The sequence below is a fragment of the Sulfitobacter aestuariivivens genome (assembly GCF_014763045.1).
In the GTDB taxonomy this organism is placed as follows: Bacteria; Pseudomonadota; Alphaproteobacteria; order Rhodobacterales; family Rhodobacteraceae; genus Sulfitobacter; species Sulfitobacter aestuariivivens.
In genome coordinates, this window is sequence record NZ_JACTAG010000002.1 from 170,043 (window position 1) to 191,333 (window position 21,291).

Sequence of the window (21,291 nt, forward strand, 5' to 3'; positions counted from 1 at the left end):
TTCTCCGATTTGTCTTACAGCGCTTCCGCGCCGGAAATGATTTCGATCAGCTCGTTTGTAATGACGGCCTGACGGGAGCGGTTGAATTGGATCGTCAGGTTGTCGATCATTTCGCCCGCGTTGCGTGTCGCGTTGTCCATTGCAGACATCCGTGCGCCTTGTTCAGACGCGCCGTTTTCCAACAGCCCCGAGAAGATCGCCGTGGCCACGCCACGCGGCAACAGATCCGCAAGGATCGCTTCTTCGCTGGGTTCATAGTCGAACACGGTTGATACCGCATCGCCCTCTTCCGCGCCGTCCTCAAAGGATGCGGGGATGATTTGGTGCGCTGTCGGGATCTGGGTGACGACGTTCTGAAACTTGGAATAGAACAGTGTCGCCACGTCAAACTCACCGGCGTCAAAGCGGCTCAGGATGTCCTTGGCTATGCCCTGCGCATCGGCATAGCCGACACGCTTAACATCGGTCAGGTCAACATGCCCGATCAGGTGATCGCCAAAGTCGCGTTTCATCTGATCGCGACCCTTCTTGCCAACGGTCAGGATTTTCAGTTCCTTGCCCTCGGCCAGAAGCTTCCTCGCGCGTTCCTTGGCCAGCTTCACGATATTGGTGTTGAAACCACCGCAAAGCCCGCGTTCAGACGTCAGGACGACCAACAGTTGCACCTTGTCCGACCCGGTGCCCGACAAAAGCTTGGGCGCGCTGTCGCTGTCGCCCACCGATGCCGCCAGCCCTGCCATCACGGCATTGAACCGCTCCGTGTAGGGCCGCGAGGCTTCTGCCGCTTCCTGCGCACGGCGCAGTTTCGCGGCGGCAACCATCTGCATCGCCTTGGTGATCTTGCGCGTGGATTTCACGCTCTCGATCCGGTTTTTAAGGTCCTTGAGACTTGGCATTTGCCTATCTCTCCTTAGCTGAAGTCAGAGGCGAACGAGTCGACGGCGGCCTTCAGTTTATCGGCAGCGTCGTCCTTGATCTTGGGGTCCTCATTGGTGATCCAATCCAGCACATCCTTGTGCTTGGACCGCATGTGGTTCAGCAGACCGTCCTCGAAACGCTTCACGTCCTTCACAGCCACCTTGTCGAGATAGCCGTTCACACCCGCAAAGATGACAACAACGATTTCGGCATTGGTCAGCGGCGAATACTGCGGCTGCTTCATCAGCTCGGTCAGACGCGCACCCCGGTTCAGCAACTGCTGGGTCGAGGCGTCCAGGTCGGACCCGAACTGGGCGAACGCGGCCATCTCGCGGTACTGCGCCAGCGACAGCTTCACCGGACCTGCAACTGACGACATCGCCTTGGTCTGGGCGCTTGAGCCCACACGCGACACCGACAGACCGGTGTTCACGGCAGGACGGATGCCCTGGAAGAACAATTCCGTCTCAAGGAAGATCTGGCCATCGGTGATCGAAATCACGTTAGTCGGAATAAACGCCGACACGTCGCCACCTTGGGTTTCAATGATCGGCAGCGCCGTCAGAGAGCCATTGCCCGCATCATCGCCCAGCTTCGCGGAACGCTCCAGCAGGCGGGAGTGCAGATAGAAAACGTCGCCCGGATAGGCTTCGCGGCCCGGCGGGCGGCGCAGCAGCAAGGACATCTGACGATAGGACACAGCCTGCTTGGAAAGGTCATCATAGACGATCAGCGCATGGCGGCCGTTGTCGCGGAAATGCTCTGCCATCGCGGTCGCTGAATAAGGTGCCAGGAACTGCATAGGCGCAGGTTCGGACGCGGTCGCGGCCACAACGATGGAATAGTCAATCGCGCCGCTCTCTTCGAGACGCTTGACCAGCTGCGCCACAGTGGAACGCTTCTGACCGATGGCGACATAGACACAATAAAGCTTCTTGCTCTCGTCGTCGCCTGCGTCGTCGTTATACGATTTCTGGTTCAGGATCGCGTCCAGCGCCACAGCGGTCTTGCCGGTCTGACGGTCGCCAATGATCAGCTCACGCTGGCCACGGCCGATCGGGATCATGCTGTCCACAGCCTTAAGGCCGGTTGCCATGGGCTCGTGCACGGATTTACGCGGGATGATGCCCGGCGCCTTAACGTCGGCCACGCCGCGCTTTGTCGCGCCGATGGGGCCCTTGCCGTCAATCGGGTTGCCCAGACCGTCGACAACGCGGCCCAGCAGTTCGTCACCGATCGGCACGTCCACGATAGAGTTGGTACGCTTGACGGTGTCGCCTTCTTTAATATCGCGGTCGGAACCGAAGATCACGACGCCCACGTTGTCGGCCTCGAGGTTCAGGGCCATGCCCTGAATGCCACCGGGAAATTCGACCATTTCACCGGCCTGGACATTGTCCAGCCCGTAAACGCGCGCAATACCGTCACCGACGGACAGCACCCGGCCCACTTCGGCCACTTCTGCTTCCTGACCAAAGTTCTTGATCTGGTCTTTCAGGATCGCAGAAATCTCTGCAGCTTGGATACCCATTTATCCGACCTCTTTCATTGCATTCTGGAGGGAATTGAGCTTCGCGCGGATCGACGTATCGATCATCTTGGAGCCCACTTTAACGATCAAACCACCGATAAGGCTTTCATCGACGGTTTCATTGATGGTGACAGTCTTGCCTGTCGTCGCTTTCAGCGACTTGGCAAGTTTTTCCGACTGCGCCTTGGTCAGCGCCTTGGCAGAGGTGACCTCTGCCGCGATCTCGCCCTTGTCCTCGGAAATGGCGTCGCGCAGGGCGCGCACCAGCGCGGGCAGCACGAACAGACGGCGCTTGGACGCCATCAGCTTCAGCGTATTGGCCATGGTCTCGCTCAGGCCCATCTTGGCGGCGATGGCGGCAATGGCACCGGACTGCTGTCCACGTGTATATATAGGAGACTGGATGAGGGCGCGAAAATCATCGCTGTTGGCAAGCGCGTCCTGCAAGGCATCCAGATCGCCCTCAAGCGCTTTGACGGTGTTGGACTCTTTGGCAATCTCATAGACCGCAGATGCGTATCGTTGAGCGATGCCGGTGGAGATCGAAGCTGGTTCGGACACGTCCATCCTCTCGTATCAGTCTTGCCGGACTGCGCGCAAAGTCGCGTCACCCAGCGTGTTGGCGCGGCTTGAAGGTATTCAAGACGTCTAAATCAGGGGCGATGTAGCAGAGAGGTTCCCTGCCCGCAACACAGTATAGTGCGGCGATGTGATGCGGCGAGAGGTTTAATTACAAGGGCTTTACGTGCACAGGTCGCGATGGGGCCCGTCCCTCTGTCTGCCAAGCCCGGCATTTTGTTCACTATCTGGCGAATCTGCTGCATTGCGACCCGGTACCGCCGCCAGGCGATCTTTGCGTTCTTGGCCCCTGAGATAAGACCACAATAAGGCAACTTATACGGGAATGAGGCGACATTCCCATCGGACCAAGGAACAATTGACAGCCCGATTTTGCATTGTTTCGTGTTAGCGCCCCAAACATGGCTGAAATTTGACTTAAATCAGGCATCCGCCCAGACAGGGATCGTAAATGTTTTTTGGTGTAATGATGTCTGTTCTTTTTTCTATTTACGTTCTTGGCTTGTCTTCTGTGATGTTGATCACCGACCCCGCTGATTCCGACACGGCCATCTGAACTCCTCTTCATCGTCAATTATATGCCTGAATGTTGCGATAGGCTTTGAGGGATCCGGCGTTGCCGGTGGTGAATTCAAAGAGGAATCCGTCGCATGTCACCCTTTCTGCTTCTCGGTTTGATGGCGCTTGGCCTCTCCTTGCCGCACTTCGTCAACGACGATGATCTGGACGACACCGATACCCAAGAACCAACCGACCCCGCCGAGACGATTGTAGGCACCGCAGGCGATGATGCCTTGGTGGCCCTTGATAACCAGATCCTGAATGGGTTGGACGGCAACGATATCCTCAGCACAGATGATCTTGCGGGTGCCGCGACCCTGGACGGCGGCCTTGGGACCGACACGTTGACCGGGTCAGGCACCGACATCCTGCTTGCGGGCGGCGGCGGCGCCGATGTCCTTACCTTGGAAACCGCATTCGATCCGGCGACCGAGGTTTCTTCCAGCGCAAACGGCGGGGACGGCGACGATACGATCACAGCGACCGGCATTGGCGGCAGCGTCGACGGCGGCGGCGCGGATGACGTCATCAGTGTGCAAGGAGCTTTTGAGACCATCACCGGCGGCAATGGCGATGATACCATTGTATCAGACAGCGCCGACTTCGGCGGCGGCACCCCGGTCGACGGCGGGGCCGGAAATGACGACATCACCATTTCAGACAACGCCGGCACAGGGTTCAGCACACAGATCAATGGCGGGGACGGGAACGACGCGATCCGCTCGATGGTCCTGTGGGGCGACGCTACCAGCGCAGACGTGCTGACGGGCGGTGCTGGAGCTGACAGCTTTACCGTGGGCTTTATCCAATTAGGCGCCAATGACGGCACCCTTGGTCAGGTTATGGAAATCACCGACTTCGATCCGGCCGAAGACCAACTGGCAATTGATCTGTCAGGCTTCGACATCTTCGGCGACGACAACAGCGCCCTCAATTCCCTGAACTTCGATCTGTTGGAACGGGCCGATGGCACCGGAACCGACCTTGTCTTCACCGTGCAGAACGGCGCTGCGACCGGCGATCTGACAGGAAACATTTTCCTGTCCAATGCCACTGGCATCGACCCGGCCGCAATTGTCTTCACGATAGCTGACGCGGCCTGACCCGGCATCCAACGAGCAACGGCAGCCCGCTTATAACAGGTCCTCTTCCTCATCCAGAATGGACAGCCCCAGCGCCTCCATTCCGGCCTCAAGATGGTCAGCAAAAAGAGGCGTTCCAATCAGGTAATCGGCGGTGGGTGTATTGGCCTCCTGCCGGGCCGTCATCAGGGCCTCGGCCAGATCGTCAGGCTCAAAACTGCCGCGTCCGATCCACATCACTGCAATCAGGCTTTGCTGTTCTTCTTCGTTCAGCGTTTCAAGAAAGCCGCGCAGTTCGTTTTCCGCCCGGTCGACCTCGTGACCGTAAAGAATGACCTGAGCGACCTTATGGGTAGGAATATCAAGCATGGGTCGCGTCCTCTTGTTCTGCGCCCCCTGTCTGGCACGCAAGCCGCCGCAAAACATTGAGACAGATCAAACAGCCCGACAGTCCGGCGAAACAATTCCCTCAAAAAGACCCAATTGTTGCCCCCATTCGCCTCAGAACAGCCGGAAAGCGCCGCCATACGGGAACAAGTTATCTAAAAAGGCCCGCGTAAATGCGGCCAATAAGCGAGGATGCAGCAGTGCTATCAATTGGAATTATCGCGCTCCTGGTTGGAGCGATCGCCATGGGCGGCGGCGGCGACGATGACGTCGAATTCGAAGAAGTCCCCGTGACACCAGAACCCGAAGACGATGCCGTCAATACAGGCAACTCCGACGCCGAGGCCCTGTCGCTGGTCGCAGCAGACCGTGCGGACGGCTCGGTGGTCGACAGTCAGTCAGTGGTCGCGCAGGGCCCCACATTCGATGAAGAGGACGAACGCGACTATATCGTACGTCCCTACGCAACCGGGGCATCGGAATTCGATATTGGCTATGATCCCGATATCTCTTTCCGGCTCGATCTTGTCACCGACATCAGCTCCGCAAATGTCGGACTGAACACCGACATCGGATCGCATCATCAGGAAGTGGACGTCAACCACGAGCAGTCGCTTGCTGCGGATGGCGCGGTCATATCCGAAACGACCATCACCCCGATCTACGCAGGTGCAACCGACATCACCTACGAAGTCACACCCGATCAGATTGGCCAGCACGCTGCGTTCATCGACCTCAGCAATCCCGGCCACACGCTGAACTTCGAATTCGGTGCCGGGCTCACCGGCAACCTCCACATGTTCACCGAAGCGACCACCTACGACGGGGCGAACTCCGGCACGGGCACCGAACAGACGATGTATCTCATCCACACGCCAGACAGCGTCACGGGGCTCACGGAAGCCGAAGCGCGCGATATCATCGCGGGCGACGGTGCGACAGAGGACGGCATGACGCTGGTTGCGGAAATCTATCTGGGCGGTGACACACTGACGATCGCTGGCAATGACATCGTGGTACGCGACTTCATGAACGAGACCCCGACGATCAGCAGTAACGTCGCATTCACCTCGACCGAACCATTGGCGGTATCGCAAATCAATGGCGTCACCGACGGCGGTACGACAGGTGACACCGGCGGCGTCCCACTGGTCGACACAACAGGCGGCGACACAACTGGCGGCGGGACCGGGAACCCCCTGATCACCGATCTGATCAACGGCGATCTGGCAAACCCGGGCGGCCTGACGGCAGAAGAGCTGGCAGAACTCGACGCCATTCTTCAAGGCCTGGGTGTCACGAACCCATTGGCCCTCGGCTTCTGATCAGACGCCCCCTGAATACCTCGAAACACGCACGGCACCGCAGACAGTCTCTGCGGTGCCGTTTCGTTTGACCACTAACTTTTCCCAATGGATCCCCGTCGCAGCCACGCTCACACCGGCTTGGCCTTGGGCGAGGTCACCCCTTCCAGCACCCCGATCGCGCGCCGCGCCGGCGTTCGCTTGACTATTCCCTTGGGCGGATAGACCAGCTTGGTAGCCTCCACCATAAAGGCGCCGCCCGCCATCATGGTCGGCATATAGCGCCCCACCCGTTCGAACACGCCCGCCGCCTGCATCCACAGCTTCTTTTGCGACGGAAACTGGTAAAGCGCACCGACATGCCGTTCCGGCAGGAACTGATGCTTGCGCAACTGCATGTCCAGTTGCCCCGGCGAATAGGGCCGACCGTATCCGAACGGCGTCCGGTCCCGCCGCGCCCACAAACCCGCCCGGTTGGGCACGATGAAAATCACCTTCCCGCCCGGCCCCAGCACCCGCCAGCATTCCTCCAACAGATCCGACGGGCGCTCGGATGTCTCCAGCCCGTGCAGCATCACCAGCTTGTCCACATGCCCGGTCTCCAGCGGCCACAGGGTCTCTTCACACAGAACGGAGGTATTGGGCATCCCCGCGGGCCAGGGCATCACGCCCTGTGGCCCCGGCATCAGTTGCACAACCCGGCGCGCCTCTTTGAGATAGGGCCGCAGCAGGGGTGCAGCGAAACCAAAGCCCACCACGGTCTGGCCCTGCGCCTCTGGCCACAACTCAAGCAACCGGGTCCGCAACGACTTCTGCGCCGCCCGACCCAAGGCCGAGCGATAATAAAAATTTCGCAAGTCCAGCACATCAAGGTGCATCGCGGGTCCCTTCAGAACGGTTCACCGAGACCACTCTAGGGCCACGTGGCCAACAGCGCCACAACGATAACCGGTGCCCGGCAAACGCCGCTACTTGTTCAGTTCTGAGATAACAGACTGGAGGTAGCGCACAGCCCTCAGCCTTGCCGATGACGTCATGCGCTCAAGGTCGACCGTCACGGAAAAGCCGGTCCCGTCCTTGTGCAGGATGCTGCGGGACGCCGTGTCGCCGGCGTAAATAGCCGTCGCCGCAAACGTGCGGATGGGATGCTTGAAACCCTTCATCTCCACCGGCGCGCGTTCCTCCACCGAAAGCCACTCCCCGACCAGCGAATATGTTTCTGCCGAAAGCAGGATCCCGCCCGGGTCACATTCGGCCTCAAGCCTTGCCGCGAGGTTCACCTCCCGTCCGATCGCCGTGTAATCCATCCGCTCTTCCGATCCGAAGTTGCCCACCGTGCAATACCCGGTGTTGATGCCGATGCGCGACCGGAACGGGCGATCGATCAGGCCCTTGCCCTGCCAGCTTTTCTGCAGCGCATCCAGTCTACGCTGCATCTCAATGGCCATGCGCACACAGGCGGCGGCGTCTTCCTGCGCGCCGCGGCTGTCGGGTTCGCCAAAGTAGAGCATCATCGCATCGCCGATAAACTTGTCGAAATACGCGCCGTGTTTTTGCGCGATCCGCGACATTTCCGACAGATAGGTGTTCAACAGATGGGTCAGTTCCTCGGCCTCGAGCTGATCGGTGATTTCGGAGAAATCGACGATGTCCGAGAAAAATACAGTGAGCTTGCGCCGACGGGATGCGATTGCCGCCTGCCGATCACCTTCGATGATCGAATCGTAAAGTTGCGGTGGCATGTATTTGGCCAACTGCCGCGATACGTTTTCAAGCGTCTCATTTGCGTCCCGCATCTGGTTCAGCAGATGCAGGTTGTCCAGCGCGATGTTGGCCTGCGCCGCAAAGGTGTTGAGGATCTCGAACTGTTCCTTGTCCAGACTGCCGGTGGAATGCCGCAACACCGACAGCGCGCCCACGGTCTGCCCCCCTTGAGAGATCGGCGTCATCGTCACCGCGCGAAAGCCAGAGGCAAGAAAATTCCCTGCGCCAATCCGAAAACGATCCTGCACTGCTGCAACATCCGGCAGATCAAGCGCCTTTCCCTCCAGAATGACATGACCATGGATGGTTTCGGGATGTAGTGGCGCGGGGAACCGTCGCCGCCACGCCTCGACCCCGGCAGGCTCCGGTCCCGAAATTGACCCCAGAATCAGGTTGTCGCCTTCCCGCAATCCAATGCTGATCGTTGAGCGCGGAAACAGCTTCTGCCCGGCGTGTACGATCGCATCAAAGACCGGTCGCGCGTCCCTTGGAGAGCTGCTGATCACATCGAGTATTTCCGCCGTCGCAGACTGGCGGTCCAGCGCTTCCGCCAGACGCGCCTTCAGATGGGTCAACACGCTCGGACCATCCTCTGGTTCGGCTTGATTGTCGTGCGGTCCGGTGGGGTTCAAGGGATGCGACATCGCGCCTCGCAAATGGATCGTCCGCCAAGGGGGCACCCCGAGTATAGCTGAATTTTCCATCTCGTGCACAAGATCGCAGCGTGGCGGTTTCCACGATCCGGCCCATTGCCCTCGCGGCACGGGTTTGCCAGTCTGTCACGATACCCTCGCAAACCGGAGCCGCACGCCATGTCCCACGACCTTGTCACCATTCCCTGCCTGAGCGACAATTACGCGTATCTGCTGCGCTGCAGTGAGACCGGCGACGTCGCCTGCATTGATGTGCCAGAGGCCGGCCCGATCAAGGCTGCCCTTGCTGAACATGGCTGGACTTTGTCTCAGGTCTGGCTGACCCATCACCACTGGGATCACGTCGATGGGCTGGCAGATTTGCTTGCCGATCATCCGGCTGCGGTTGTTGGCGCCAAAGCCGACGCGCATCGGTTGCCAGAATTGAACGTATCGGTCTCCGAAGGGGATACCGTCACCCTCGGCGCACTTGAGGCGCAGATCATCGACGTCTCCGGCCACACCGTCGGCCACATCGCCTTCCATGTCCCCAAAGCGCACGCTGGCTTCACTGCAGACAGCCTGATGGCACTGGGGTGCGGGCGCCTGTTCGAGGGCACGCCTGCCCAGATGTGGGACAGCCTGCAGAAGATGATGAATTGGCCTGCGGATACGATGATCTGCTCAGGCCATGAATACACTGCCAGCAATGCCAAGTTTGCCCTGACGGTTGATCCTGAAAACACCGACCTTATATCAAGGGCTCAAGACATTGATGCCGCCCGCGCGGCAGGCAAACCCACCGTTCCCAGCGAACTGTCAACCGAGCTGAAAACCAATCCCTTTCTGCGCCCCGCCGATCCGGCCATTCGCGCACATCTGGGGATGCAAACCGCCACCGACGCAGAAGTCTTTGCAGAAATTCGCAAACGCAAAGACGACTTCTGACAGCGTATTTCATGGTCAAAATGTCCCGCTCACGGCAAATGTGAGCGGAATTGACCAAAAAACGCTTGAAGATGCCCGGTGATCAACCAAACTCTAATACTATGAGGCCATGGTCGACACCGGGGGCCGCTATCCCGCTGACACCCGTTCGACCCCGAATGAAAAGGAGCACGCGCCGTGCCTTCATTCTCGACAACACTTGAGCAGGCAATCCATGCAGCTTTGGCGCTGGCCAATGCCCGCCGTCACGAATTCGCCACGCTGGAACATCTCCTGCTGGCCCTGATCGACGAACCCGATGCGGTGCAGGTGATGAAAGCCTGCTCGGTCGACATCTCTGAACTGCGCGACACACTGGTGGAGTTCGTGGACGAGGACCTTAGCAATCTGGTCACTGACGTGGACGGCTCCGAAGCTGTGCCCACCGCAGCTTTCCAGCGGGTCATCCAGCGCGCGGCCATTCACGTGCAGTCTTCGGGGCGTACCGAAGTCACAGGCGCAAATGTTTTGGTCGCCATCTTTGCAGAGCGGGAAAGCAACGCGGCCTACTTCCTGCAGGAACAGGACATGACCCGCTATGACGCGGTCAACTACATCGCCCATGGCGTCGCCAAGGACCCCGCCTTTGGCGAAGCACGTCCCGTCGCCGGCGCCCCCGAAACCGAAGAAGAGGCGCAAGGCGTCACCGAAGGCGAGAAAAAGGAATCCGCACTCGACAAATACTGCGTGGATCTGAACGCCAAGTCCCGCGAGGGTGGCATCGACCCCCTCATCGGGCGCGACGAAGAGGTGGAGCGGTGCATCCAGGTGCTTTGCCGCCGCCGTAAGAACAACCCGCTTCTGGTGGGCGATCCGGGCGTGGGCAAGACCGCCATCGCCGAAGGGCTCGCGCGCAAGGTCGTGTCGGGCGAAACCCCCGAAGTGCTGGAAAACACCACCATCTACTCGCTCGACATGGGCGCACTGTTGGCCGGTACCCGGTACCGCGGCGATTTTGAGGAACGTCTCAAGGCCGTTGTGACCGAACTGGAAGAACACGAAGATGCGGTGCTCTTCATCGACGAGATCCACACCGTTATCGGTGCCGGTGCGACGTCCGGCGGCGCGATGGACGCTTCCAACCTGCTCAAGCCTGCTCTTCAGGGTGGCAAACTGCGCACCATGGGCTCCACCACCTACAAGGAATTCCGCCAGCACTTTGAAAAAGACCGCGCGCTGTCGCGCCGGTTCCAGAAGATCGACGTGAACGAACCTTCCGTCGATGACGCTGTGAAAATCCTGCGCGGCCTCAAGCCCTATTTTGAGGATCACCACAGCGTCAAATACACCTCGGATGCCATCAAGACCTCCGTGGAACTGGCCAGCCGCTACATCAACGACCGCAAGCTGCCGGACAGCGCCATCGACGTGATCGATGAAGCGGGCGCAGCCCAGCATCTGGTGGTCGCCTCCAAACGCCGCAAAACCATCGGCACTAAAGAAGTCGAAGCTGTCGTTGCCAAGATCGCCCGCATCCCGCCCAAGAATGTCTCCAAGGATGACGTGGTGGTCCTGAAAGACCTCGAAAAGTCGCTCAAACGCGTCGTCTTTGGTCAGGACAAGGCCATCGAAGCCCTGTCATCGGCGATCAAACTGGCGCGCGCAGGCCTGCGTGAGCCGGAAAAGCCCATCGGCAACTACCTCTTCGCGGGCCCGACCGGCGTGGGTAAAACCGAAGTGGCAAAACAGCTGGCCGATACGCTGGGCGTCGAACTGCTGCGCTTTGACATGTCGGAATACATGGAGAAACACGCAGTCTCCCGCCTTATCGGTGCCCCTCCGGGCTACGTGGGCTTTGACCAGGGCGGCATGCTGACTGACGGCGTCGACCAGCATCCGCACTGCGTGCTGCTGCTGGACGAGATGGAAAAAGCGCACCCGGATGTCTACAACATACTGCTGCAGGTCATGGACCACGGCAAACTGACGGATCACAACGGGCGCACCGTTGATTTCCGCAACGTGGTGCTGATCATGACCTCCAACGCCGGTGCCGCAGAGCAGGCGAAAGAGGCCATCGGCTTTGGACGCGATCGTCGCACAGGCGAAGATACTGCTGCCATCGAACGCACTTTCACGCCGGAGTTCCGCAACCGTCTGGATGCGGTGATCTCCTTCTCGGCCCTGCCGAAAAACGTGATCCTGCGCGTGGTCGAAAAGTTCGTGCTGCAGCTCGAGGCCCAGCTGATGGACCGCAACGTCACGATCGAGCTCAGCAAGAAAGCCGCCGAATGGCTGGCTGACAAGGGCTATGACGACAAAATGGGCGCGCGCCCCCTGGGCCGCGTGATCCAGGAACACATCAAGAAACCACTCGCCGAAGAATTGCTCTTTGGCAAGCTGGCAAAAGGTGGGGTCGTCAAGGTTGGCGTCAAGAAGGGCGATCTGGATCTCGAAATCCTCGGTCTTGAGAAAAAGCGCCTGTCGGGTAACAAGCCGCCCCTGCTCACCGCAGACTGATGCGCAGGGCCCTGATGGCCCTGGCACTTGCCTCCGCCAGCCCTGTGCTGGCGGAGGCGCCAACGCTCGCATCACCCATCGATTGCGATCTCACCGAGACCTGCTTTATCCTGCAATACATGGATCACGACCCGGGGTCCGGGGCCTCGGATTTTCGCTGTTCCCCCCTCAGTTACGACACCCATTCAGGCACGGACTTCGCCCTGCCCTCCGACGCGATGATGCAGGCGGGCGTGGATGTGCTGGCCTCTGCGCCCGGCACAGTCGTTGGCATCCGCGATGGCATGCCGGACACCGGCCTCACGGCCGACACCGCCGCGCAGATCGCCGGCCGCGAATGCGGCAATGGCGTCCGTCTGGATCATGGCGGCGGCTGGACGACGCAGTACTGCCATCTCAAGCAGGGCACCATCGCTGTGCAACCCGGCGACATTATCGAAACGGGCGCAATACTCGGCCAGGTCGGCCAATCTGGCCGCGCCGAATTTCCCCATGTCCATCTCAGCCTTGAAAAAGACGGGCAGGACGTCGACCCCTATGATCCGGACGGCGACATCACCTGCGGCGCGCCCGGTACAGATACCCTCTGGGCCACCGCGCCGCCCTACCGCCCCGGCGGGCTGATCACGCTTGGCTTTGCCGACCACGTACCCGAATACACCGCCATCAAGGCGGGTACGGCAGACCATAGCGACCTGACCAAAACCGCCCCCGCGCTAGTCATCTGGAGCTACAATTTCGGCATCCGCGCCGGTGATATTCTGCAGCTTGACCTCACCGGCCCCGACGGTCCCGTCATCGCGAGGGACATTACACTGGACCGCACGCAGGCCCTGAATTTCCGCGCGATCGGCAAGAAACGCCGCACCGCCGAATGGCCCGCAGGAACCTATACCGGCACCGCCACATTGATCCGCGCAGAACAGCAAATCGAAAAAAAGCAGATCACCCTGACCCTCCGGTGATTCTGTGCGGGGTCAAGGATGCCGAAGGCACCGGGCCTTGCCCGGCTTGTCCTTGAGGGCGCACGGAATCGCCCCCACCCTCGAAAAGGTGACTTGAGGATCACAATGATCCCTCAAGCACCTCTCAGCACAGGATCAGAAACCTGCCACCCGCACACACGCTTGACATGAAGGGCTCACATCCGCCTTGCAGGCCAGAAAAAGCAGTCACGCCGCAGGCGTGTCCGCCAGATCACTTCTCGGTAAATTTCAGTTCAATCCGCCGGTTTTGCGCGCGCGCCTCGTCGCTGTCGCCCAAAGCCACGGGCTGATACTGCCCAAAGCCGTTCGCGGCCAGCCGGTCCGGCGGAATGCCCAGCGCGCCGATCATGTATTTCACCACCGACAGCGCCCGCGCCTGGCTCAATTCCCAGTTGTCGACAAATTCGCCAAGGCCCGAAAGCGGCACGTTATCCGTATGCCCGTCCACGCGAATGACCCAGTTGATCTCAGGCGGAATATCGTCGGCCACGGCACTCAGAATACGCGCGACCTTGGCAATTTCCGCCTCACCATCCTCTGACAGGACCGCACCGCCGGGGGGAAACAGCACCTCAGAGGAAAACACAAAACGGTCGCCTTCGATCCGCACGCCGTCCTGATTTCCCAACACATCGCGCAACCGGCCAAAGAACTCGGACCGGTACTGCTCCAGATCCTTGGCCTGTTCTTCCAGCCGCTTGCGCTCTGCCGCCTCCAGCTCTGCGCGGCGGCTCTGTTCGGCGGCCACCCGCGCCAGGGCAGTGTTCAGCTCGGATCCCAGCGATTGCAACTGCACATCCTTGGCCGCATCCCGCGCCGCGGCGTCATCCAGCAGCGACTGCAGTTCACCCAACTGTGTGCGCAACGCGGCCACCTGTTGGTTCAACAGCTCCGTCTGGCGCTGCGCCTCGGCGCTGATCGCCTTTTCCCCCGCCAGCGCTTCCTGCGCTGAGGCCAGCAGGGCCGCGCGCTTCTCGGCTTCGGTCGTCTGATCCTCCGCCAGCGTTTGCGCGGCCAGCTTGGCCGCCAGAGCCAGCCGCAACTGTTCGCGCAACGCCTCGCGGTCCGTGGTCAGCGTGATATCAGCCGCCTCCAACTGCGCCTCAAGTGCTGCAATGTCGCGCCGCGCCTGTACCAGAGCCGCCGCCAGGGAATCGCGGTCCGTGGCCAGCGCAGCCTGTTCGTCTTCCGCCGCCCCCAATTGCGCCTGCAACGCCACCAACCGCCCCTGTGCCTCTTCCAATGCCTGCGCGGTTTGGTCACGATCCCCGCTCAGCACGGCTTGGGTCTCGGCGGCCGCGTTCAGTTGCGCGGTCAGCCCGACGATTTCCTGCCGCGCGTCATCCAGATCCGCGCGCAGCGTGTCACGATCTTCTGTCAGGCTGGTCTGCACCTCGGCCAGTCGCGCCTGCAGGCTGATGATCTCGGCCCGGGCGTCACTCAGATCCTCTTGCGCAACTGCCCCCGTCTGCGCGCGTTGCTCTGCCGATTGCAAGCTCAGCAGGGCCGCCGCCAACTGCGCATCCAACTGATCCTCTGCCGCCCGCGCCGCCGCCAGCAAGGTCAGCGTATCCTCGGCCTCCTGCCGCTGCCGCTCCAGCGCCAGCGTCATCGCCGTCAGTTCCGCATCGGCATCCTCAAGTCGCGCGCGTAACGCTTCAGCCGCCGCAGCCTCGGTCAGGCGCGCGGTCTCTTCTGCGCTCAACGCCTCGGCCGTCTGCGCAAGCTGCGCCTCCGTTTCTGCATTGCGCGCACGTAGGTCTGCCACCAGCGCATCCAGCGCCTCGCGGCGGGCTGCGGCCAGACGCGCAGCTTCTTCCTGTGCATCGACCTCATCACGCGCGGACGCCAGCGCCAGATCAAGCGCTTCCTGCGCGCTCAACAGCTCGGCCTGCCGGGTCTCCAGCCCCTCAATCTGCAACCGCGCATCATCGCGCTGCGCCAGCAGCCCCGCCACCTGCGCCTCAAACCCGGTGATCCGCGCCGCAGCGGCATCCAGCGCTGCTGCCTGGGCATCGCGCTCTGACGTCAGTGAAGCAATCAATGCCGCCTGCTGCGCTGCCTCATCCCGCGCATTGGAAAGCGAGGCATTCAGCGCGCCCAATCGCTGTTCAAGCTGCGCATTGTCGCGTTCCTCCAGCCCCAGCGCCTGCGCCAATGCCGCAACTTCGCCCGCCAGAGTGTCCAACTCTGTTTCCTGTCCGGTGATCCGTTCGGTCAAAACAAACTGTACGATCATGAAAATCGTCAGCACGAACATCAGCACCAGCAACAGCCCGGTCATTGCGTCCACGAAGCCAGGCCAGATGGAGCTTTGAAACCGTGAACCTGTGCGTCGCGACAGCGCCATGTTCAGGACAGTCCGTCATCCGGCGCGTCAGGGCTCGTTACGCGGAATGTACGCGGCTGGCCCTGCGATTCACGCGCGCCCGACATGGCCTTGGCCAAAAGCGAAATGTCATTGCGCAATTCCGCCATCGTCTCCTGCCGGCCTGCGGAAATCTCTTCGAGGATGCGCAGCATCTGGACATCGATCGATCGCAGCCGCATCCGGCTTTCTGCGTCAATCCCCTCGCCTTCGACGCGCGCTTCAAGCGCCCCGATCATACGTTCCTGCCCTTCGGCAATCTGTGACAGCGCGGCGGCCATGCCCCGGTTCGTTTCTGGGTCCGATTGCAGTTCCATCCGGGTGGTCATGCGATCCACGGCATCGGCCAGCTTGCCCAGCTTTTCATCGACAATTGCACGGCTGACATCCGACTGTGTCAGCATCTGTGTCAGGCTCTCCATCTGCTCAGCCATGTGATCGACGACAGAGGCCATGATCTGCTGTTCGCCCGTGGCATCATCGCCCGCCGAAAAGCCCACCCGCGTGATCGAACTCAGCCAGTCTTCCAATTCCTGATAAAACCGGTTCTGCCCATGGCCCGCAAAAAGTTCCAGCAGACCCACAACCAGCGATCCCGCAAGACCGAGCAGCGACGATCCAAAGGCAACGCCCATTCCGCCCAGCTGCGCCTCAAGCCCCGTCATCAACCGGGTGAAAACCGCAACGCCACCCTCACCTTCCGAAGGCGCAAGGCTGCGGATTGTGTCCACCACCGCCGGAACAGTCGTGGCCAGTCCGTAAAACGTTCCCAAAAGGCCAAGGAAAATCAGCATGTTGACGATATAGCGCGTGATCTCGCGCGCTTCGTCTATTCGCGTACCAACGGAATCAAGGATCGACCGCGTCGAACTTGAACTGACCTGCATCCGCGCGCCACGGGCACGCAGCAAGGCCGCCAACGGGGCCAGCATCGTGGGCGCGGTGGTGTCCGGGTCTGGCGTATCCGACACAAAGTTTTCGATCCAGCGCACCGACCCGACCAGTTGCACCACTTGATAAAAACAGGCGACCACACCGATCACAAACACCATCAGAATGACGCCGTTCAGCCAGGGGTTCGGCGCAAAGATCGGCCAGACCGACGGCAGTGCTAGAAACGCGCCCGCACCCGTCAACGCCAGCACGATCAGCATCAGCGAAATCTGCCGCACAGGTTGTGAGAATTGTGTCCGTGATTTTTGGTCTGGCTGCGCCATGCGGCCTTGCTCCTGACCCTTATGCCTGCTCTGCATTCAGCTTATACGTAAAAGATCACAAAGCCCAAGTTTTTATGACGCCAGCGCCTGCACGCGCGCATGTAACCATTCAAGGGCTGGATCATGCAAACCGACCTCCCTGAGATGGTTCGCCGTGTTGTAAAGATATTCCGTATTTGGCCCCCGTCCGCCGACCGCCCGTGCAATGATCTGCGCCTGTTCTTCCAGCGGCAGCCCCCCGCAATACTGCACGTGCTCTTCGTCGATCACATAGACCACGGCTGTCACATCGCGCCCGTCGCTCAGGTGTACGGTCAGCTCTTTTTCTACGTAGGCAGACGAAATCAGTTCACGTTCGCGAAGATAGTCCAGTGTCGCGGCTTCGCTGCCCGGTGCCACCCGCAGCGCCATGCCTTCGCAGGCCTGTTCGGGTTGTTCATCCAGCGCCAGAACCAGCCCCGGATGATCCTCGGTGCCCCGGTGGTGGATCGACCGCATGCAAAACGACCGCGCATAGCCGGGCAGTGTCGCAATCACACCCTCTGAAACCTCGAAGCCGGGGTTCCACAACAGGCTGCCATACCCAAAGACCCACATTGTCATCGCGCTGCTCCTTTTGATCCGGTAAACCGCATCAACCGCCCAAGGGAAAGGGGTTTTCGATCTATGCGCTGGCTGATCCGATTGTGCATTGTCCTTGTCGTGCTGTGGTGCGCGTGGTGGGCCCTTGCCAGCTACGGGGCAAGCACAGGGGCAGAGCGTCTGTTTGCCAGCAAGGCGGGCGACGGCTGGCGTGCGACAATCAGCCAGTCCGGCTTTCCGTTCCGGATCCAGACCCGATTGCAGAACCTGCGCCTGACCGATCCGGCGACAACGACTGTCGTGACACTCGATCAGGCCAGTGTCAGCGCGCCAACTTACTGGCCGGGGTTCGTGACTCTCGATCTGCCGCAAAGCCCGATCACGCTCGAAACGCCCGCCAGCGATGTGATGTTTGAGGGTGCGGATACGCAGGCCGGGGTACGCGTGACGCCCGGCGCGACCCTCAGCCTGCAGGAAGCCCGTATCGTCAGCGCAGACTGGCTCCTGCGCATCGGCGACGCCGTTGTGGTCGAAGCACAGGATCTCAACATCAGCGCCGTGCAAGACGCGCAGGACGCCCAGCGCTACGACATCGCGATCAGTGCCGAAGACCTGACCCCCGGCCCGCTGCTGCGAAGCCTGATCGCTCTGCCCGACGATTGGCCCGATACCTTCGAAAGCCTGCTGGCCGAGGCCGCGGTCACCTTCGACAAGCCGCTCGACCGTTTTGCCACCGAAGGCACGCCACCGCGCGCCCGGGTCGTGGAACTGCACGACATGGCCATTTCATGGGGCCCCGTAGCGCTTACCGCGCAGGGGATTATCCAGCTCAGCGACACCGGGCAACCCGACGGCGAAATCGAAATCCAGCTCTCTCAATGGCCCCGCCTGCTGGATCTGGCCGAAAGCTCGGGCGTCCTGCCCGCTGCCGTCCGGCGGCAATCAGAACTGATGTTCCGCGCGCTTGGCAACCTCGCCGGAGACCCCGAAGACCTCGATCTCACGCTGACCTTCGCCCAAGGCCGCATGGCTCTTGGACCGATTGATCTGGGCCCGGCTCCGGAATTCTATCTGCAATAGGTGCCAGAGCGGTAGCGCGCGGTGTCAAAGTGAAAATGATCACGATGAAATCTGTCCGCATTTGGCCCCAAAACAGTCCCGAAAGGGCCGCAGGCCTCTTTGTGCATCTTACGTAAAGCTTTGGAATAACTGCGGTTGTTCCAGCCCTGCAGCACGCTGACTTCGGCCCCATTCTGCAGGCGGAACCCGGAAATATCTATCGCACGACCCTTGCCATGCTCCGATATCTTGGCGCCTTTTCGGTTGTTGCGGGTGCGGCAGGCGTAATGCGCGGCGACCTTGACGGATTTCAGACCACCCCCCTTGCGCGACATCGCCGGTTTGGCTGACCGCTCCATCCAGGATTTCAGCGCCCCGGCCGTCCGACAATCCATCACCGCCCCCGTGCTCAGCGGAATCCCCGCAACCGACTTGACCCTTACCGCATTTTCAATGCCACACCCCTTGATGCGCCCCGGCACCCGGCCCACGACCTCTCCCTGAATGGCCAGATCACCACAAATTGCCCCTTTTTCGCGCAGTCGCCGCTGCGCACGGGCCTCTTTCTCGACCTTTCGGGACCTGAAAAGCGGACGCAGGGATTTGAACAAGCCACCGCGATCCCGGGCACGGTCAGACGCAGTATCGCGCGCGGGCTGAGCGATGGCGCCCGACGGCGCGACGTCAACCGGCTGCAGGGCCGCTTCGCCACCGCGCAGCACCGGCCGCAGGCTGTCTCGGGGTCCTTGGGCGCCTGCACTGCCAGCGGCAATCAGCAACACCAAAAGGGCCCCCGCTGCTCTCACTTCTTTGCGCCCCGGCCAAAGTTCGGTGCATCCGTATCCTGCCCCGCCTCGATAATCCCGCGCCGAATGGCTCGCGTGCGTGTAAAGTAAGCGTGCAGATGATCGCCGTCGCCCTGCCGGATCGCGCGCTGAAGGGCAAAAAGCTCTTCTGTAAAGCGGCCCAGAATTTCCAGCGTCGCCTCTTTGTTGCTCAGAAAAACATCGCGCCACATGGTCGGATCCGAGGCCGCGATGCGCGTGAAATCGCGAAAACCGGCGGCGGAATATTTGATCACTTCGCCGTCCGTCACCCTTCGTAGATCATCGGCCACGCCCACCATCGTGTAGGCAATCAGGTGCGGTGCATGGCTGGTCACGGCCAGCACCAGATCATGATGATCCGGTCCCGTCTCTTCGACATTGGCGCCAAGACTTTCCCAAAAGCTGCGCAGGCGGGCAATGGCGTCTGGATCGGTGCCCTCGACCGGGACCAACAGTGTCCAGCGATTGTCAAAGAGTTCGGCAAATCCGGAACGGGGGCCGGAATGCTCTGTGCCGGCAAGCGGATGGCCGGGGACAAAGTGTACGCCTTCGGGCAAGTGCGGCGCAACGGCAGCGATGACCTCGCTCTTGACCGATCCCACGTCCGTGACCGTGGCACCGGGCTTGAGCGCGTCCGCCATTTCCGCAGCGACTGCTCCCATCACACCAACCGGAACGCAGAGCACCACCAGATCCGCGTCCGTCACTGCGTCTGTCAGCGTGTCGCAGACCCGGTCACAAAGACCAATCTCACGCGCGATATCCCGGGTCTCGGAGGATCGGGCAAAGCCTGTCACCTCGCCCTCAAAGCCTGCGCGCTTCAGGGCCCAATACATCGACGAGGCGATCAATCCCAACCCAATAAGGGCCACACGGCCATAAGGCTCAGTCATTGCTGGGTTCCTCCCCCGCCTTGAACCGGCGTACGGCGTGAACGACACGGCGACACGACGCTTCGTCGCCCACGGTGACCCGCAGGCAGTGCGGCAAATTATAGCTGCCAACCGGACGCACCAACAGGCCATGCGATTGCAGAAAGGCATCGCAGGCCTGCGCTTCGCCCGCATCGGCAAACCGGGCCAGGACGAAATTCGCGCAAGAGACATCCGACGGCACACCAATCTCGGCCAGGGCATCAGACAGCCAGACCCGCCACTTTGCATTTTCTGCCCGGCAATGATCCACGTAAGCCTGATCGCGCACAGCCGCTTCGGCAGCTTCCAATGCGGCCTGGGTCACGTTGAAAGGCCCGCGCAGGCGCTGAAGCACATCAATGATGTCCTTCGGGCCATAGCCCCAGCCGACGCGCAGCCCCCCCAACCCGTAGATCTTGGAAAAGGTGCGGGTCATCACGACGTTCTGCCGTGTTTCCACCAGCGCGGCCCCTCCATCAAATCCGTCGACATATTCGGCGTAGGCGCCATCCAGCACCAACAGGGCCTGCGGCGGCAGCCCATCCGCTAGCTTGGCCACTTCGGCTGCGGATATCATTGTGCCTGTGGGGTTGTTGGGATTGGCCATGAAGACCAGCGCGGTATTTTCCGTGCAGGCGGCCAGCAGGGCGTCCACATCTGTCACACGCTCGCGTTCCCTGACTTCGACTGGGGTCGCCCCGGCGGCAAGGGCGTTGATGCGGTACATGCCGAACCCGTGTTCGGTGAACACCACCTCCCGGCCCGGCCCGGCGTAGGCCTGACACAGGAAATTGATCACCTCGTCGGATCCGGATCCGATGATGATCCGGTCCGCGTCCAGCTTGTGCACCTCGGCAATGGCCTGACGCAGGGCTGTGTGATCCGAGGACGGATAGCGGTGCAGGCTCAACCCGGCGTGGCGGTAAGCCTTGATCGCTTTTTCGGACGGCCCGAGCGGGTTCTCGTTCGAGCTGAGCTTGATCACATTGTCATGGCCCGCCACATGAGATTTGCCGCCCTGATAAAGCGCAATATCCATGATGCCCGGCTGCGGCGTGATCTTGTTCATGTCAGCATCCCTCTGATCGCTGCGCACCTTCTAGCGGCGCGCAGGCAAGGAGGCCAGCCCGCCG

At 60.9% G+C, this 21,291-nt stretch carries 18 protein-coding genes; 6 read left to right on the top strand and 12 right to left on the bottom strand.

The genetic code is table 11. From position 1 onward, the window contains the following. Positions 1 to 14 precede the first annotated feature (14 nt). From H9Q16_RS10600 to H9Q16_RS10610, 3 genes are read right to left on the bottom strand one after another with little or no spacing between them, the layout of a single operon-like run. On the bottom strand, positions 15 to 896 hold the full coding sequence (locus tag H9Q16_RS10600; protein WP_191075406.1) for a F0F1 ATP synthase subunit gamma: 882 nt from the start codon (positions 894 to 896) through the stop codon (positions 15 to 17). Between the two features lie 14 nt (positions 897 to 910). Beyond that, positions 911 to 2,449, bottom strand: coding sequence for a F0F1 ATP synthase subunit alpha (atpA, locus tag H9Q16_RS10605; protein WP_191075407.1), 1,539 nt, complete (start codon positions 2,447 to 2,449; stop codon positions 911 to 913). Then, a complete protein-coding gene (locus H9Q16_RS10610; protein WP_191075408.1) occupies positions 2,450 to 3,010 on the bottom strand; it encodes a F0F1 ATP synthase subunit delta in 561 nt (186 codons plus the stop codon). Positions 3,011 to 3,678: 668 nt separating this feature from the next. Between H9Q16_RS10610 and H9Q16_RS10615 the strand changes: the two genes are divergently transcribed. After that, a complete protein-coding gene (locus tag H9Q16_RS10615; protein WP_191075409.1) occupies positions 3,679 to 4,692 on the top strand; it encodes a calcium-binding protein in 1,014 nt (337 codons plus the stop codon). A gap of 30 nt (positions 4,693 to 4,722) precedes the next feature. Here the strand turns inward: H9Q16_RS10615 and H9Q16_RS10620 are convergent, their stop codons facing one another. Then, complete coding sequence (locus tag H9Q16_RS10620) at positions 4,723 to 5,040, bottom strand: DUF3775 domain-containing protein (RefSeq protein ID WP_191075410.1); 318 nt, start codon at positions 5,038 to 5,040, stop codon at positions 4,723 to 4,725. A 191-nt stretch (positions 5,041 to 5,231) separates the two neighbouring features. Here H9Q16_RS10620 and H9Q16_RS10625 point away from each other — a divergent pair, with 191 nt between their 5' ends. Beyond that, complete coding sequence (locus H9Q16_RS10625; RefSeq protein ID WP_191075411.1) at positions 5,232 to 6,383, top strand: hypothetical protein; 1,152 nt, start codon at positions 5,232 to 5,234, stop codon at positions 6,381 to 6,383. Positions 6,384 to 6,493: 110 nt separating this feature from the next. On the opposite strand, the gene H9Q16_RS10630 is transcribed toward H9Q16_RS10625, so the two are convergent. Both H9Q16_RS10630 and H9Q16_RS10635 read right to left on the bottom strand, forming a co-directional pair. After that, positions 6,494 to 7,240 (bottom strand): class I SAM-dependent methyltransferase, encoded by a 747-nt coding sequence (locus H9Q16_RS10630; RefSeq protein ID WP_191075412.1) that lies wholly within the window; start codon positions 7,238 to 7,240, stop codon positions 6,494 to 6,496. Positions 7,241 to 7,330: 90 nt separating this feature from the next. Further along, positions 7,331 to 8,770: an adenylate/guanylate cyclase domain-containing protein gene (locus H9Q16_RS10635; protein WP_191075413.1), complete on the bottom strand. Its 1,440-nt coding sequence runs from the start codon at positions 8,768 to 8,770 to the stop codon at positions 7,331 to 7,333. Between the two features lie 168 nt (positions 8,771 to 8,938). On the opposite strand from H9Q16_RS10635, the gene gloB reads away from it, so the two are divergent. The 3 genes from gloB to H9Q16_RS10650 all read left to right on the top strand — a co-directional run bounded on the left by gloB (position 8,939) and on the right by H9Q16_RS10650 (position 13,170). Beyond that, entirely contained in the window at positions 8,939 to 9,706 is a 768-nt protein-coding gene (gloB, locus tag H9Q16_RS10640) for a hydroxyacylglutathione hydrolase (protein WP_191075414.1), read from the top strand. Between the two features lie 177 nt (positions 9,707 to 9,883). Beyond that, positions 9,884 to 12,205 (top strand): ATP-dependent Clp protease ATP-binding subunit ClpA, encoded by a 2,322-nt coding sequence (gene clpA / locus H9Q16_RS10645; protein WP_191075415.1) that lies wholly within the window; start codon positions 9,884 to 9,886, stop codon positions 12,203 to 12,205. Between the two features lie 14 nt (positions 12,206 to 12,219). Then, entirely contained in the window at positions 12,220 to 13,170 is a 951-nt protein-coding gene (locus H9Q16_RS10650; RefSeq protein WP_246455707.1) for a M23 family metallopeptidase, read from the top strand. Positions 13,171 to 13,402: 232 nt separating this feature from the next. On the opposite strand, the gene H9Q16_RS10655 is transcribed toward H9Q16_RS10650, so the two are convergent. The 3 genes from H9Q16_RS10655 to H9Q16_RS10665 all read right to left on the bottom strand — a co-directional run bounded on the left by H9Q16_RS10655 (position 13,403) and on the right by H9Q16_RS10665 (position 17,379). Next, positions 13,403 to 15,541: a peptidoglycan -binding protein gene (locus tag H9Q16_RS10655; protein WP_191075417.1), complete on the bottom strand. Its 2,139-nt coding sequence runs from the start codon at positions 15,539 to 15,541 to the stop codon at positions 13,403 to 13,405. Between the two features lie 2 nt (positions 15,542 to 15,543). Continuing rightward, positions 15,544 to 16,776, bottom strand: a complete 1,233-nt coding sequence (locus H9Q16_RS10660; RefSeq protein ID WP_191075418.1) for a biopolymer transporter ExbB — start codon at positions 16,774 to 16,776, stop codon at positions 15,544 to 15,546. 72 nt (positions 16,777 to 16,848) lie between these two features. After that, complete coding sequence (locus tag H9Q16_RS10665) at positions 16,849 to 17,379, bottom strand: gamma-glutamylcyclotransferase (RefSeq protein ID WP_191075419.1); 531 nt, start codon at positions 17,377 to 17,379, stop codon at positions 16,849 to 16,851. Between the two features lie 63 nt (positions 17,380 to 17,442). Between H9Q16_RS10665 and H9Q16_RS10670 the strand changes: the two genes are divergently transcribed. Then, positions 17,443 to 18,438 (top strand): DUF2125 domain-containing protein, encoded by a 996-nt coding sequence (locus H9Q16_RS10670; protein ID WP_191075420.1) that lies wholly within the window; start codon positions 17,443 to 17,445, stop codon positions 18,436 to 18,438. On the opposite strand, the gene H9Q16_RS10675 is transcribed toward H9Q16_RS10670, so the two are convergent. The 3 genes from H9Q16_RS10675 to hisC are packed head-to-tail and all read right to left on the bottom strand — an operon-like array spanning position 18,426 to position 21,227. After that, a complete protein-coding gene (locus tag H9Q16_RS10675) occupies positions 18,426 to 19,199 on the bottom strand; it encodes an extensin-like domain-containing protein (protein WP_343067829.1) in 774 nt (257 codons plus the stop codon). The two genes, H9Q16_RS10670 and H9Q16_RS10675, sit on opposite strands and share 13 nt — an antisense overlap. A gap of 20 nt (positions 19,200 to 19,219) precedes the next feature. Next, complete coding sequence (locus tag H9Q16_RS10680) at positions 19,220 to 20,137, bottom strand: prephenate/arogenate dehydrogenase family protein (protein WP_191075422.1); 918 nt, start codon at positions 20,135 to 20,137, stop codon at positions 19,220 to 19,222. Then, entirely contained in the window at positions 20,130 to 21,227 is a 1,098-nt protein-coding gene (gene hisC / locus H9Q16_RS10685; RefSeq protein ID WP_191075423.1) for a histidinol-phosphate transaminase, read from the bottom strand. The genes H9Q16_RS10680 and hisC overlap by 8 nt, the downstream gene beginning before the upstream one ends. Between the last annotated feature and the right edge of the window lie 64 nt (positions 21,228 to 21,291).